Origin of the sequence: Buttiauxella brennerae ATCC 51605 (genome assembly GCF_001654925.1) — a bacterium.
Taxonomy (GTDB): Bacteria; Pseudomonadota; Gammaproteobacteria; order Enterobacterales; family Enterobacteriaceae; genus Buttiauxella; species Buttiauxella brennerae.
The window spans coordinates 1-14938 of the sequence record NZ_LXER01000040.1 but is presented as its reverse complement, the minus strand read 5'-3'; the positions used below and the strand labels follow the sequence as shown (position 1 = coordinate 14938).

Below are 14938 nucleotides of genomic sequence, written 5' to 3'. Positions count from 1 at the left end.
CAGGAGAGGGCTAAAATCGAGATCCCTTACCCCTCTGGGAGAAGGTTAGGATGAGGGTTGTTTTATTGCTGCTCGACCAACAATGCTTCGAGCAAATCCAAATCGTGCAGCAGTTTCATCAGCGTTTCGTTGCTGATTTTCTGCGTGGCGCGTAAATGATACAGTTCGGCACGTTCAGAACGTAACGCCGCCAGACGGAAGCGGCGCTCAAGATTCTCTTCAAGCTCGCTGCTTTCCACATCGTTACGCCCGTCAGCCCGGCGACGCAAATTCCCGATAACCCGCGAACTCACCTCTTTTAGCAGTTGATCGTCGATGTTTTCGTTCACGTCGGCTTGTAGACGCTCTTCCATTTTCTCAATGGCGGTAATCGCGACTTCTGCAGTGGCGGCCCTGGCAATACGTTCTTCCTTACGCGCCATTGATTTATCGGGAACTTCCACGTTACGCAATAAAATCGGCAGCATGATAACTCCCACAAATAACGAGAACAGAATCACGCCCGCGGCGAGGAAGATAAGCTCGTAACGCGCCGGGAAAGGCGTACCGTCGCCCAATAGCAGCGGAATTGAGAGCACACCCGCAAGAGTAATCGCCCCTCGTACACCGGCAAATGACGCAATGCAAAGCTCGCGAGTTGAGTAGCTGCCGAACTCCAGCGGACGCTTTTTCATAAAACGCAGGCTGATGCGTTTCATGGTCCACAGCCATAAGAAACGCACACCGATCAGCGCGAAATAGATAAGCCCGACATCAACAAATAGCATCCATAACTCAACGTTCGGATCGGCATTTGCAGCCGCCACAGAGGTTTTCAGAATGCCCGGAAATTGCAGGCCCAGCATCAGGAAAACCATGCCGTTGAACACGAATTCGAGCATCGCCCATACACTGTTCGCACGCAGGCGCATCGCCAGTGGTGCGCTGCGCAACACGCCAGAACGGGTAATGGTCATACCCGCGGCAACCGCCGCCAAAATGCCGGAAACGCCGATATGTTCGGCAATCAGGTAAGAGGCGAAAGGCAGCAGTAACAGCAGCAGGATTTGTGTAGCGGGTTCATCGCCACTCCAGCGGCTCATCAGGCGCAGCGATTTACCGTACAACCAGCTGACCGCAATACCTGCCAGCAGGCCGCCGATCGCCACTTTGAAGAACTCAAGGGTGGCACCACCGACGGAAAACACCATCGTTCCCACCGCTACGGCGACCGCCATTTTTAACGATACCAGGCCGGAGGCGTCGTTCATCAACGCTTCGCCCTGCAAAATCCCCATGATTTTCTTCGGGATGCGCCCTTCTCCAACAATGCCGGAAAGTGCCACGGCATCAGTCGGCGAGAGCACCGCCGCCAGCGCAAACGCAGGAATGAGCGGAATACCCGGCACCAGGAAGTAAATCAGGAAGCCAATACCAACCACGGTGACCAGCACCAGCACCAGCGCAAGGCCGATGATTTCTCGCCCGTGGTTAAGAAATTCGTTTGTCGGAGTTTTCCAGCCATCAGCAAATAGCAGCGGCGGAATAAACAGCACCAGGAACAGTTCCGGGTTGAAATCGACGTGTAATCCGAAGTGTGGCCAGGCGAGCAAGGCCCCAATCGCAATTTGCATTAACGGAAGAGGGATCTGGAACGGCAGCATGCGTGTAGCCACACCAGAGAGCGAAACCACAAGGGTCATGATGAGAATAGTAAAGAAAATTTCCATGCTTTCCTTAGTCGCGGTGTTTTGTGAAACCCTTTTTGCAGGATGTTGTTCTAATCATAAAACAATTTTATACACCGGAAGGAAACAGGAAAAGACTTGAAGGGGTTTTGGAAAGAATGTTCAGAAAGTTTTTACTCTAAATAATTCAAGCTGCAGCCAACAACCCTGCAGCTTGAAGTATAGAGATTAAATTGCCCAGCCGCCTGCGTAGAATGCGACCAATGCAATAGCAATCACGACTGTGCCGATATTCAGCTTACGCCACTCACCAGAGACGATACGGCCAATCACCAGAGTTGCGAAACCAATCATGATGCCGGTAACGATGTTACAGGTCAGCACGATGAATACCGCAGTAATCAGGCCAGCCATCGCATCAACGAAATCATCGAAGTCGATTTTCCCAACGTTGCTCAGCATCAGTAAGCCCACATACATCAGCGCCGGAGCGGTTGCGTATGCAGGAACCAGATAAGAGAGCGGAGAGAGGAACAGAATCAACAGGAACAGCACACCAACGGTGATTGCCGTCAGGCCGGTTTTACCACCTGCAGCAGTACCTGCTGCAGATTCGATGTAAACCGCAGCAGGAGCCGCACCCACCAGGCCTGAGAACACAGAGCTCAGGGAGTCGGTAGTCAGCGCTTTGCCGCCATCGATGATTTGACCGTCTTTATCCAGCAGATTTGCCTGGCCCGCAACGGCGCGGATAGTGCCGGTTGCATCAAATACCGCAGTCATTACCAGCGCCAGAACGCTTGGCAACACTACCGGGTTCAACGCGCCCATGATATCCAGGCTACCGATCAGCGAGTTGCCCGCTTCATCTTTCAGCGAAGGCATAGCGAAAATGCCAGAGAAATGAACGCTTGGGTCAAAAATCAGGCCGAAAACAGAAATACCGATGATGGTCAGCAGAATGCCGCCAGGGACTTTCAGTTTTTCCAGGCCGATGATAACCGCAAGGCCAATCAGCGACATAATAACCGGGAAGCTGTCGAAATGACCGAGCGCAACTGGCAAGCCATCAAGTGGGTTTTTAATTACCAGGCCGACACCGTTTGCCGCAATCAGCAGCAGGAACAGGCCGATACCGATGCCGGTGCCATGCGCAACACCCATCGGTAAGTTACGCAAAATCCAGCTACGAATGCCCGTTGCAGAGATGATGGTGAACAGCACACCCATCAGGAACACGGCACCTAACGCAACGGGTACGCTGATGTGTTGACCCAGCACCAGGCTGAACGCGGTGAACGCGGTCAACGAAATGGCACAACCAATTGCCAAAGGCAGGTTAGCCCAAAGGCCCATCACAAGAGAGCCAACACCGGCTACCAGGCAAGTCGCCACAAAGACCGCCGCAGGAGGGAAACCTGCTTTACCGAGCATGCCCGGTACAACGATCACGGAGTACACCATCGCAAGGAAGGTCGTTAAACCCGCCACAACTTCCTGACGAACGGTACTGCCACGTGCAGATATTTTGAACCAGGCGTCGATACCGCTGGTTGCACGCGGAGAATGATTAGACATAGTGAAAAATCCCCTGAGATTTTTATGATTACGTTGGTATGCGTGGTTGGCAGACCGCTGCCAATTAAACGTTCAAATTCTTAAATGATACGAATTGATCCCTGTGCTGCGTTTGTGACAAAAAGGGGTGTCACAAAAAAAGCAAACGTTTAACTCCGCGCATACAAACTAGGCGTCAAAATTAAGGCAAACGATTATCCGGCCTTCTTACATGGATTTTCAACCGAACTTTGCCGCTTTTTGTCGAAAAAGGCATTAGCCGGTCAAAATATCGCCACCTCGTGCGCAAACGTTATCGTCGATGCGCAATTTAGCAACAATGATGCAAGATACTGGTTATAGATTTTCCTGACTCATAGGATTTTTCGATGGGTCAACCTATACCCAACATAGAGGCAACTTGCAGTATGAGTTAAGGGATTTCGAACGGCCCACCTTGCTGAATCGCCCGCTGCCAGGCAGGGCGCATTTGCACTTTGCTGCACCAATTGTGCAGATTCGGTAAGTCGTTGATGCCACCTCGCGAGAGCAGTGCGATCACCGGGAAGCTCATCTGAATATCTGCCGCGCTAAACGCCTGCCCGGCAAACCACGGATTTTGTTGCAGCGAATCTTCGAGATAGCGCGCATGGGTCATAATCTGTTTATTCAGATAAGCCTTTTGCACGCCCTGCCCTAACACTTTTCCAACCGGGCGTAATAACCACGGAACGGGGGCTTTCCCGAGACTACCAAACACCAGTTTCATCATTAAGAGCGGCATTAACGATCCTTCGGCGTAATGCAGCCAAAAGCGATAACGGAGTTTGTCTTCATTGGTAATCGGCTTGAGGCGGCTTTCAGTGTCATACGTTTCTTGCAGGTACTCTATGATTGCCCCCGACTCCGCGAGGATATTGCCATTATCTTCCACCACCGGTGACTTCCCCAACGGGTGCACAGCTTTTAATGAATCGGGTGCCAGCATGGTCGGTTCACGCTGATAGCGAACAATCTGGTACGGCACCTGTAGCTCTTCAAGCATCCATAAAATGCGCTGCGAGCGGGAGTTATTGAGATGATGAACAATAAGCATGGGGTAACCTTCTGTTTAGCAAGATGTGTTAACTATAGGTAAATGCGCAAAAAGTGAAGTATTAGAATTGTTCAAAAAACAGTCAAAAACACCTTGAAACCTGGCTGAAGGGTTCTACACTTAAATTGTCAGCGCAATCCGGAACCTCCTGAGAATGTGTAATTGAGGGACGCTGATGTCGGGGGAAACCCTCCTTGCGAAAAGCGGGATAGATCGAAAGACAAAGACCGGGAATAAACTAAAGCGCCGATGTTGGGCGCTTTAGTTTTGGTTCAAATCCATGAAACTGTGCCATCCAGTTCTAATCTTCTAAAAGACGCGCGCCCGTTCCTTGCTCGCCAAGTTTGTCGCCTGGGTTGCGTAATGGGCAATCGGCACCGGACAAACAGCCGCAACCAATGCAGCCATCTAACTCATCACGCAATGCCGTCAGCGTATGAATACGCCGCTCCAGTTCTTCACGCCATTGTGATGACATCTTTTTCCAGTCGTTTTTATTAATTTTGTGCCCATCAGGCAAGACACCAAACTCTTCACCAATTGTCGCCAACGGGATTCCGATGCGCTGCGCGATTTTAATGATCGCCACATTTCGCAGCACATCACGCGTGTAGCGCCGTTGGTTGCCGCTATTACGCACGCTTTTGATAAGCCCTTTGGTTTCATAAAAGTGCAAAGCAGAAACAGCCACGCCGCTGCGCTTCGCAACTTCGCCCGGGCTAAGTAAAGATTTAAAGCGCGGTGATTTCTTTTCCATAATGCTCTTTACCTCAAGTTAACTTGAGGAATTATACTCGCTGCCAACACATCCGGCTATGGGAATGGTTTATGGCACACCAGGATATTATTCAAACTTTGACTCAATGGATTGACGATCATATTGATCAGCCGCTGAACATTGATGTTGTGGCAAAAAAATCTGGTTATTCAAAATGGTATCTTCAGCGGATGTTCCGTACGGTGAAGCGCCAGACATTGGGTGAATACATTAGACAGCGCCGCCTGTTGATGGCAGCCAAAGAATTACGCAGCACCCAGCGGCCCATTTTTGATATTGCGATGGATTACGGTTACGTTTCCCAGCAGACTTTTTCACGCGTTTTCCGCCGTGAGTTTGACCGGACGCCAACCGATTACCGTCACCACGCCTGACGTTGTTTGCACAGATATTGTTGCCTGAATACTCGAAGAATTGGGTCAGAAAATACGCCGCCCACTGGCGATTAAAAGAACAAGTGTGATATAGTTCACAAATCCTGTGAGACAGGATTCTTATTACATTTTCTGCACCCACTCATTTCCCTGACGGTCCCTGAGCTGTATTGGCGCACCTTGTGTCGCGCATAACCGTTGAGCGTAATGAGTTACGTAATCATCGAGGAACAGTTTTCATGGCGGCAATCACTACCAGCGTTTTGCTTATGCGTTGGCCTTTAGTCAGTGCGGTTTTGATGTTTTTAGCCAGCACGCTGAATATCCAGTTTCGCAAATCCGACTACACGTTTTTGGCTGTCGTGAGCAGTGGTCTGGGCATCGCCGCATCGCTGTGGTTTGCGACCGGTTTACTGGGACTGACGCTGGCCGATTTCCCGGTTATCTGGGCGTCGTTCAAAGACATTATGATTGAGATCTCAAGCCATGCTCCGCCTGAATGGCCGATGGTGCTAACCTGATTGGTATGATTTGAACATAAAAAAGGCCTCTGCATAGCGCGAGGCCTTTTTTGTGTTAACAGCGAGCCGTTAACGCATTACGTCCCGGAATAGATGTCGAAGCTAAAATATTTTGCGGCCAGTTTTTTATAGGTGCCGTCTGCAAGAATCTGGCTAATCGCGCTATTAATTGCTTCACGCAGCTCGGTGTCATCTTTTCTCAGGCCAATTGCCGCACCTGCGCCAAACAGTTCAGGGTCCTGCAGTGCGCCGCCAACAAATGCAAAATCTTTGCCCTGTGGTTTCTTCAGAAAACTGTATTCAGCCATCACGCCTGACAGAACCGCGCCATCAATGCGCCCGGATTCCAGATCCTGAATAACATGGTCAGCGCCCTGATAGGCCACAACATTCACACCCGCACTGCGCCAGTTTTTGTTGGCATAGGTTTCCTGCGCTGAACCTTGTTCGACGCCAATAGTTTTCCCTTTCAGTTGTTCAATATCTGACTTAATCGCAGTGTTTTTATTCGCCACCAGGAATACCGGGCCGTTATAAATTTTATCGCTAAAGGCGACCTGCTCTTTTCGTTTTTCTGTCATGTACATACCTGAAAGAATTGCATCAAACTTTCTGGCTTGCAGTGCAGGAATAATCGCATCGAAATTATTTTCTACCCAGACACATTTGGCCTGAAGTTTCTCACAAATCGCGTTGCCTAAATCAATATCAAACCCCACCACTTTTCCCGACGCATCTTTCGACTCAAACGGCGCAAATGTAGGATCAACACCAAAACGAATTTCTTTAATATTATTCGCCAGTGCCGAACTGGTCGCCAGCAGAGCAATTAACGGCAGTATATATTTCTTCATATTAGCTCCAGGGATTAGCGACAATACGTTTGGACTAAGCAGGAAAAGAATGAGGCACCGGTAGAAATAATGTCATCATTAAAATCGTACCCTGGGTTATGCACCATGCAGCCACCCTTATCGCCCTTCTCTCCATTCCCCAACAAGAAATAACTGCCCGGACGCTCTTGCAGCATAAACGCAAAATCTTCGCTGCCGGTCGACGGAAGCACTTTATCGAGCACCGCATCTTTGCCAAAGAACTCGACGGCCAGTTCCCGGGCAAACGCCGTTTGCTCATCATCGTTAATCAGTACCGGGTAGGAGTCGTAAACTTCCACTTCACAGCTCGCACCAAAGCTTTTAGCGGTAAAGTCCGCTAATTCTTCGATTCGTTTAATTAACAGATCGCGGATGTCAGGTTTCATCGCACGCACGGTCAGCTCCATCACCGCAGTGTCTGGGATAACGTTGGAAGCAATACCCGACTGGAATGTTCCCACGGTAACAATCGCGGTTTCACCCGGCGTGACATTGCGGGAAACAATGGTTTGCAGCGCGGTAATTAATGTAGCCCCGGTTACGATGGGGTCAACGGTGCGATGCGGATAAGCGCCATGGCCGCCATAACCCTTGATGGTGATTTTTACCGTATCCGCCGAGGCCATAAAATTGCCTGAATAGAACCCGAGCTTCCCAGTCGGCAAGCCTGGCATATTGTGCAGAGCAAAAACACGGTCGCATGGGAAACGGTCGAATAATCCGTCTTTAATCATTAAATCTGCACCGCCAATCGCTTCTTCGGCTGGCTGGAAAATCAGGTGGACCGTGCCGTTAAAGTCACAGGCTTGCGACGCGATATACTTCGCTGCCGCTAATAAAATGGTGGTGTGCCCGTCATGACCGCAGGCGTGCATTTTACCTGGCACCGTACTTGCCCAGGGTAAGTTGGTTTCTTCAAAAATAGGCAGTGCATCCATATCAGCACGCAGGCCAATAGATTTATTCGAATCCCCTTTTTTCAACGAACCCACAACACCAGTAGTGCCAATTCCTCGTGTGACTTTATATCCCCACGTTTCAAGTTGCTTTGCTACTAAATCACTGGTTTTAAACTCTTCCAAACTTAATTCTGGGTTTGCATGCAGATAATGACGTATTGCAATCATCTCATCTTCAGAGGCTTTTATTTCTGGTATCACAAAATCCGTCATGCTGCGCTCCGGTGGAGTTATAAGTGTTTGTGTTTGCATAAACAACTTAGCTGGATAACGTTTTAATGCAAGCAGGATTACTTATGACGCGGGGCAATACATTCGGGTTATTAATAGTCGTTTTTACAAGCGCTAAAAAACAAAAAACCCCGCAAGCGGGGTTTTAGATAATGCTAAATGCCAGAACCATTATCAGAATGGAATATCGTCATCGAAGTCCATTGGTGGTTCATTGTTAGATGGCGCTGGAGCGCTCTGCTGCGGGCGAGATTGTTGCGCGCCGCCGCTGAACTGGTTGCCACCTTGCTGCGGTTGCTGAGGTTGACCCCAACCACCCTGCTGCTGGCCAGCGTTACCGCCGCCGGCAGGAGCACCACCCGCTGCACGTCCACCCAGCATTTGCATGGTGCCGCCAACGTTAACCACAACTTCAGTGGTGAATTTTTCAACACCAGCCTGGTCAGTCCATTTACGCGTCTGCAATGCGCCTTCGATATAAACCTGGGAACCTTTACGCAGGTATTCACCCGCCACTTCCGCCAGTTTGCCGAACAGCACAACACGGTGCCATTCAGTCTTTTCTTTAGTTTCGCCGGTTTGCTTATCGCGCCAGGACTCTGACGTGGCCAGAGTAATGTTGGCAACTGCGCCACCATTTGGCATGTAGCGTACTTCCGGGTCTTGACCCAGATTCCCGACGAGAATCACCTTGTTTACGCCTCTGCTGGCCATGGTCGTGTCTCCTGATACGTTTTATAAATAGTGTAAACCCTCGATTCTACCACGCCACCCATAATGTTTATAGCTGCGGCGTGCATTCCAGAATGTCGTAGGGGTATACATTGTTGCATTAAAACACTGGATATTCATTCAGGTTTTATTGTGTCATAATTAGCCGTTTGTGATCGTCGGCGGCCTCCTGTGCGGCCTGGCAAAAAGCGTTTAAACCGGGAAAGGTGAATGGATAAGATCGAAGTTCGGGGCGCCCGCACCCACAATCTCAAAAATATTAACCTCGTCATTCCACGCGACAAGCTGATTGTCGTGACTGGGCTTTCGGGTTCTGGCAAATCCTCACTGGCTTTCGACACCTTATACGCCGAGGGGCAGCGTCGTTACGTTGAGTCCCTCTCCGCCTATGCGCGTCAGTTCCTGTCGTTGATGGAAAAGCCGGATGTCGACCACATTGAAGGTTTATCGCCTGCGATTTCTATCGAGCAGAAATCCACGTCGCATAACCCACGTTCAACCGTCGGCACCATTACTGAAATTCACGATTACCTGCGCCTGCTGTATGCCCGCGTGGGCGAACCGCGCTGCCCGGATCACGATGTTACGCTTGCGGCGCAAACGGTCAGCCAGATGGTTGATAACGTTTTAGCGCAGCCAGAAGGCAAGCGCCTGATGCTGCTTGCTCCAATCATTAAAGATAGAAAAGGCGAGCACAGCAAAACGCTGGAAAACCTGGCAAGCCAGGGCTACATCCGCGCCAGGATCGACGGTGAGGTGTGCGATCTCTCGGATCCACCAAAACTAGAATTACAGAAAAAACACACCATTGAAGTGGTGGTTGACCGTTTCAAAGTGCGCGAAGATATCGCGCAGCGTCTGGCCGAATCCTTTGAAACCGCGCTGGATTTATCCGGTGGTTCTGCGGTTGTCGCCGATATGGACGACGCAAAAGCCGAAGAGCTGCTGTTCTCCGCAAACTTTGCCTGCCCAATTTGTGGCTACAGCATGCGTGAGCTTGAACCACGTCTGTTCTCGTTCAACAACCCGGCCGGTGCCTGCCCAACCTGTGACGGGCTTGGTGTGCAGCAATATTTCGACCCGGAACGTGTCGTACAAAATGGCGAGCTTTCCCTTGCTGGCGGTGCCATTCGCGGCTGGGATCGCCGTAATTTTTATTACTTCACCATGATGCGATCGCTGGCGGAGCATTATAAATTTGATATCGAAACGCCATGGGACGAGCTGAGCGCCAGCGTGAAAAACGTAGTGCTCAATGGTTCTGGCAAAGAAAGTATTGAATTTAAATACATTAATGACCGTGGTGATACCTCGGTGCGCCGCCATCCATTTGAAGGCGTGTTGCACAATATGGAACGCCGCTATAAAGAAACCGAATCTTCCGCGGTGCGCGAAGAGCTGGCGAAATTTATCAGCAACCGTTCATGTGCAAGCTGTGAAGGCACGCGTCTGCGTCGCGAAGCACGCCATGTGTTTGTTGAAAACACGCCGTTGCCAACCATTTCGGATATGAGCATCGGCCATGCGATGGAATTTTTCCAGAACATGAAATTGAGCGGCCAGCGTGCGCAAATCGCTGAAAAAATCTTGAAAGAGATTGGCGATCGCCTGAAATTCCTGGTGAACGTCGGCCTGAATTACCTGTCGCTTTCCCGTTCCGCAGAGACACTGTCGGGCGGTGAAGCACAGCGTATTCGTCTGGCAAGCCAGATTGGCGCAGGCCTTGTCGGTGTGATGTATGTGCTTGATGAACCTTCAATTGGCCTGCATCAGCGCGATAACGAACGTTTACTGGAAACTCTGATTCACCTGCGCGACCTCGGGAATACCGTGATTGTGGTCGAGCACGACGAAGATGCGATTCGTGCCGCAGACCATATTATTGATATCGGCCCGGGAGCGGGTGTTCACGGCGGCTATGTCGTTGCCGAGGGCACGATGCAGGATATTATCGATGCGCCAGAATCACTGACCGGGCAGTTCCTCAGCGGTAAGCGTGAAATTGCACTGCCGAAAAACCGCGTTCCGGCTGACCCAGAGAAGGTGTTGAAGTTGGTTGGCGCCAAGGGCAACAACCTGAAAGATGTGACGTTGACGCTGCCCGTCGGCTTGTTTACCTGTGTGACCGGGGTTTCAGGCTCCGGTAAATCGACGCTGATTAACGATACGCTTTTCCCGATTGCGCAAACCCAACTGAACGGGGCGACGCTTGCGGAACCTGCGCCATACCGCGAAGTTCACGGCCTGGAGCATTTCGACAAAGTTATTGATATCGACCAAAGCCCAATTGGCCGTACACCGCGTTCAAACCCGGCGACGTACACCGGCGTGTTTACGCCAGTGCGTGAGTTGTTTGCCGGTGTGCCGGAATCTCGTGCGCGTGGTTATACGCCAGGTCGTTTCAGCTTTAACGTGCGCGGCGGGCGTTGTGAAGCCTGCCAGGGTGATGGCGTAATCAAAGTCGAGATGCACTTCTTGCCGGATATTTATGTGCCGTGCGACCAGTGCCGTGGCAAACGCTATAACCGCGAAACGCTGGAAATTAAGTATAAAGGCAAGAGCATCCACGAAGTGCTGGATATGACTATCGAAGATGCCCGCGAGTTCTTTGATGCCGTACCGGCGCTGGCGCGTAAGCTGCAAACCTTGATTGACGTGGGCCTGTCCTACATTCGCCTGGGTCAGTCGGCAACCACGCTATCCGGTGGTGAAGCGCAACGTGTGAAACTGGCGCGTGAGCTGTCCAAACGCGGTACCGGCCAAACGCTGTATATTCTTGATGAGCCAACCACTGGCCTGCACTTTGCCGATATTCAGCAGTTGCTGGAAGTTCTGCATCAGTTGCGCGACCAGGGCAATACCATTGTGGTTATCGAGCATAACCTGGACGTGATTAAAACCGCGGACTGGATTGTTGACCTTGGCCCGGAAGGCGGTAGCGGCGGCGGCGAAATCCTCGTTTCTGGTACGCCAGAAACCGTCGCAGAGTGTGAAGCATCACATACCGCGCGCTTCCTTAAACCTTTGCTATACCGAAAATAATTCGAGTGGCATCGAGGCGGTAAGAGAACGTAACCAACAATGATGCAACTTGAAGTATGACGGGTATGAAGTAGTCAGTCAGAAAGCTGCTGCCTTGTCTGTTGAGGCAGCAGCGATAATGCCTGTTGGTAGGAGGCGTCTACCAGGTAATAAATCTGCGAATCTGGCAGCGAGCCATCCAGATAAATCGTGCTCCAGTGTGCTTTGTTGAGATGCGCGCTTGGGAAAACGTCTGAATGGCTTTCACGAAGTAAATCTGCAAGTTCCGGGCTGGCTTTTAACGACACAGCCGGGCGAGCCTCAACGTCATGCACCATCGCATACATCACATCCGCAACTTTGATTTGTGTCGCCTTCCAGTCGCTATGAACAGTTTGTTCCGCTCCGGATTTGTTCATGCAGTACTGCAATAGCTCCGAATTGGTCATTTTGATTCCCCTTGAGAGACTCCCGTGAAAAGGATGTGCTAACCAGTTTAAGAAACTGGCATCTCTAAGTGTGCGAGCAACTCGCCAAAAGTAAAATTCAACCGGGGGAATTTGATGAAAAAAACGGCAGCGGGATTAGTATTGCGTCATTAAAACCGATTTTACCCTAATAATTCGAGCTGAAGGACAAAAGGCTTTAGCCTTTTGAGCAGCGCTTGCGCTGACCTCGACAGAGGCGAGGCTTTGCCGAGTAACGCGGCAAGAGAACTTCATCCCCAGTCACTTACTAAAGTAAGTGACTGGGGTGAGTGAGTGTAGCCAACGCACCTGCGGCTTGAAGTATGACGGGTAAAATTAGTATTCGGAGTTAACGATAACCTCTTCGCCAAATGCCCCTGCTTTTGGCAATGGCTGATAGCTGGAATTTGAAGCACGTAACAGACGAATACCGCGTGCGCCAACATCCTGAGCGGCAGTAATATCCCCGTCAGAATCGCCATAGAATACTTTGATTTTCTTATCTTTCAGCCACTGCGTTTTGGTGTTTTGCCCTGGCTGGTCGCCCGCGAAAATAACCGGATTCACGCTGGCCTGCGGGATCTGGAAATCATTTTGCAGCGTTTTAGTCACGGTTTCTGTTTTGGTCGGGCTGCGGCCAGTAACGAAGTAAATGCTGTCACCGCGTTTCAGGTGCATGGCTATCAGGTTTTTCGCTACTTCTTTCGGCATGCTGAAATCATCCCAGCCGTTGTTCATTTTTTCCCAGAACGCCGGGGTTTTCAGGTAATCCTGCTTGCCTGGCGAAAACTCTTTTTGCCCGCGATAGAAGCCAGGGCTAGAGAACAGAACCGTGTCGTCGATATCGAAACCCACCGCCATCGGCGCGCGTCCCAGCAGGCTGTTTTCGATTTGAGCGACAGAAACCCAGTGAATCGGAACTTGCTGCGCCAGTTGCGCGACGGTTACGCCGGGGTTGAGTGGTACGGGTGCAGATTCCTTAGCAACAACAGACTGGTTCAATCCCAATAACAAACAAACGGCACTCAATGCCATAGTTAGCTTACGCATCATTTTCCCTTTAATTATGATTAGTGAGGGTGATAAAGCAGAACAGATGGTAAAAAATCAATTCGACCATACCGATGCAAAAGCGCCAGAGGAAGGAATTTTTCAGGATTTGTCATAGAAAAAGGTGATGAATCACAGAATGGGATTTGTGAAGAACCACCCTCATCCCAGCCTTCTCCCTGAGGGAGAAGGAGTGAACCAGACCAGTTCCCTCTCCTGGGGGAAAGGGCTAGGGTGAGGGCTTAACGCATGTCAGTAAGTACTTACATTACAGCTGCAAACGCCTGTGCCACGCGCTGAACGTTATGGCTGTTCAGCCCGGCCACGCACATGCGCCCGCTGGCAATCAGGTACACACCAAACTCGTCGCGCAGACGGTCAACCTGAGCAGCACTCAAGCCGGTGTAACTGAACATCCCGCGCTGTTGCAACAGATAATCAAAGTTACGCTCTGGCATTTCAGCTTTCAGCACCGAAACCAGTGCCTGGCGCATATCGAGAATACGACGACGCATGGTTTCAACTTCTGCCAGCCAGTTGGCTTTCAGCTGCTCGTCATTGAGCACGGCCGATACCACTTGCGCACCAAAGTTTGGCGGGCTGGAGTAGTTACGGCGCACGGTTGCTTTCAACTGGCCTAATACGCGGCCTGCGGCATCAGCATCTTCACAAACGACAGACAGGCCGCCCACGCGCTCGCCATACATAGAGAAAATCTTCGAGAATGAGTTACTGACCAACGCTGGCAGCCCGGCGCTGGCAATCGCGCGAATCGCATAGGCATCTTCTTCCATGCCCGCACCAAAGCCCTGGTAGGCGATGTCAAGGAATGGAATCAACTCGCGCGCCTTGAGAATTTCAACCACCACATCCCATTGCGCATCCGTCAGATCAGAGCCCGTCGGGTTATGGCAGCATGGGTGCAGCAACACAATACTTTGTGCAGGCAGCGTTTGCAGGGTTTCCAGCAGCGCTTCGAAACGCACGCCGTTGGTTTCATTATCAAACCAAGGGTAAATGTTCACTTCAAAACCCGCACCGCCAAAGATGGCGACGTGGTTTTCCCAGGTCGGGTCGCTGACCCATACCTGAGAACTTGGGAAATAAGTTTTCAGGAAATCCGCACCCACTTTCAACGCACCTGATCCGCCAAGTGTTTGAATAGTGGCGATACGCCCTTCGAGCAACGCCGGGTGTTCAGCACCAAACAGCAGCGGGGCAATCGCGCTACGGTAGCTGTTCAGGCCTTCCATCGGCAGGTAAATTGATGCGCCATGCGGACTGGCATTCAGGCGTTCTTCCGCTTGAGCAACAGCCTGTAACTGTGGGATGACCCCATTTTCATCGTAATAGAGACCAATGCTGAGATTTACCTTGTCGCTGCGCGGATCGACTTTGAAACGTTCCATAAGGGAAAGGATTGGGTCGCCAGCATAGGCGTCAACTTTTTGAAACACGGTGAGGTTCTCCTGGTTTACAGTGTTGCGAACAACCAATGTAAACCGGAAGCTGGGGGGAAATCGAGGGGTTTTGTTTAAAAACACCCCTCTCCCTGAGGGCTGTCTCTTATACACAGCTCACTCAGGCAATCTTGTCAGGGTGAGATCTTT

At 50.8% G+C, this 14938-nt stretch carries 13 protein-coding genes; 3 read left to right on the top strand and 10 right to left on the bottom strand.

All coding sequences use genetic code 11. From position 1 onward, the window contains the following. Nucleotides 1-62 precede the first annotated feature (62 nt). The 4 genes from M975_RS20505 to soxR form a co-directional block, all read right to left on the bottom strand. Nucleotides 63-1709, bottom strand: coding sequence for a Na+/H+ antiporter (locus M975_RS20505; RefSeq protein WP_064561727.1), 1647 nt, complete (start codon nt 1707-1709; stop codon nt 63-65). Between the two features lie 186 nt (nt 1710-1895). After that, nucleotides 1896-3245, bottom strand: coding sequence for an NCS2 family permease (locus M975_RS20500; protein WP_064561726.1), 1350 nt, complete (start codon nt 3243-3245; stop codon nt 1896-1898). 412 nt (nt 3246-3657) lie between these two features. Beyond that, the gene (locus M975_RS20495; protein ID WP_064561725.1) at nt 3658-4320 is read right to left on the bottom strand and encodes a glutathione S-transferase family protein; all 663 of its coding nucleotides are present in this window, start codon (nt 4318-4320) and stop codon (nt 3658-3660) included. 301 nt (nt 4321-4621) lie between these two features. After that, complete coding sequence (gene soxR / locus M975_RS20490) at nt 4622-5077, bottom strand: redox-sensitive transcriptional activator SoxR (RefSeq protein WP_064561724.1); 456 nt, start codon at nt 5075-5077, stop codon at nt 4622-4624. A 71-nt stretch (nt 5078-5148) separates the two neighbouring features. Here soxR and soxS point away from each other — a divergent pair, with 71 nt between their 5' ends. Together soxS and M975_RS20480 are read left to right on the top strand one after the other, a co-directional pair. After that, nucleotides 5149-5472, top strand: a complete 324-nt coding sequence (gene soxS, locus M975_RS20485; protein WP_064561723.1) for a superoxide response transcriptional regulator SoxS — start codon at nt 5149-5151, stop codon at nt 5470-5472. 239 nt (nt 5473-5711) lie between these two features. Further along, nucleotides 5712-5993: a YjcB family protein gene (locus M975_RS20480; protein ID WP_064561722.1), complete on the top strand. Its 282-nt coding sequence runs from the start codon at nt 5712-5714 to the stop codon at nt 5991-5993. A 77-nt stretch (nt 5994-6070) separates the two neighbouring features. Here the strand turns inward: M975_RS20480 and M975_RS20475 are convergent, their stop codons facing one another. The 3 genes from M975_RS20475 to ssb1 all read right to left on the bottom strand — a co-directional run bounded on the left by M975_RS20475 (nt 6071) and on the right by ssb1 (nt 8772). Beyond that, a complete protein-coding gene (locus tag M975_RS20475; protein ID WP_064561721.1) occupies nt 6071-6847 on the bottom strand; it encodes an ABC transporter substrate-binding protein in 777 nt (258 codons plus the stop codon). Between the two features lie 14 nt (nt 6848-6861). After that, nucleotides 6862-8040: a M20 aminoacylase family protein gene (locus tag M975_RS20470; protein WP_064561720.1), complete on the bottom strand. Its 1179-nt coding sequence runs from the start codon at nt 8038-8040 to the stop codon at nt 6862-6864. Nucleotides 8041-8232: 192 nt separating this feature from the next. Continuing rightward, a complete protein-coding gene (gene ssb1 / locus M975_RS20465; RefSeq protein WP_064561719.1) occupies nt 8233-8772 on the bottom strand; it encodes a single-stranded DNA-binding protein SSB1 in 540 nt (179 codons plus the stop codon). 228 nt (nt 8773-9000) lie between these two features. On the opposite strand from ssb1, the gene uvrA reads away from it, so the two are divergent. Further along, entirely contained in the window at nt 9001-11832 is a 2832-nt protein-coding gene (gene uvrA / locus M975_RS20460; protein WP_064561718.1) for an excinuclease ABC subunit UvrA, read from the top strand. Between the two features lie 74 nt (nt 11833-11906). Here uvrA and M975_RS20455 read toward each other — a convergent pair whose 3' ends face one another. The 3 genes from M975_RS20455 to tyrB form a co-directional block, all read right to left on the bottom strand. Beyond that, entirely contained in the window at nt 11907-12260 is a 354-nt protein-coding gene (locus M975_RS20455; protein WP_064561717.1) for an MmcQ/YjbR family DNA-binding protein, read from the bottom strand. A 354-nt stretch (nt 12261-12614) separates the two neighbouring features. Next, on the bottom strand, nt 12615-13328 hold the full coding sequence (gene aphA, locus M975_RS20450; protein WP_064561716.1) for an acid phosphatase AphA: 714 nt from the start codon (nt 13326-13328) through the stop codon (nt 12615-12617). A 263-nt stretch (nt 13329-13591) separates the two neighbouring features. Continuing rightward, complete coding sequence (gene tyrB / locus M975_RS20445) at nt 13592-14785, bottom strand: aromatic amino acid transaminase (protein WP_064561715.1); 1194 nt, start codon at nt 14783-14785, stop codon at nt 13592-13594. Nucleotides 14786-14938 lie beyond the last annotated feature (153 nt).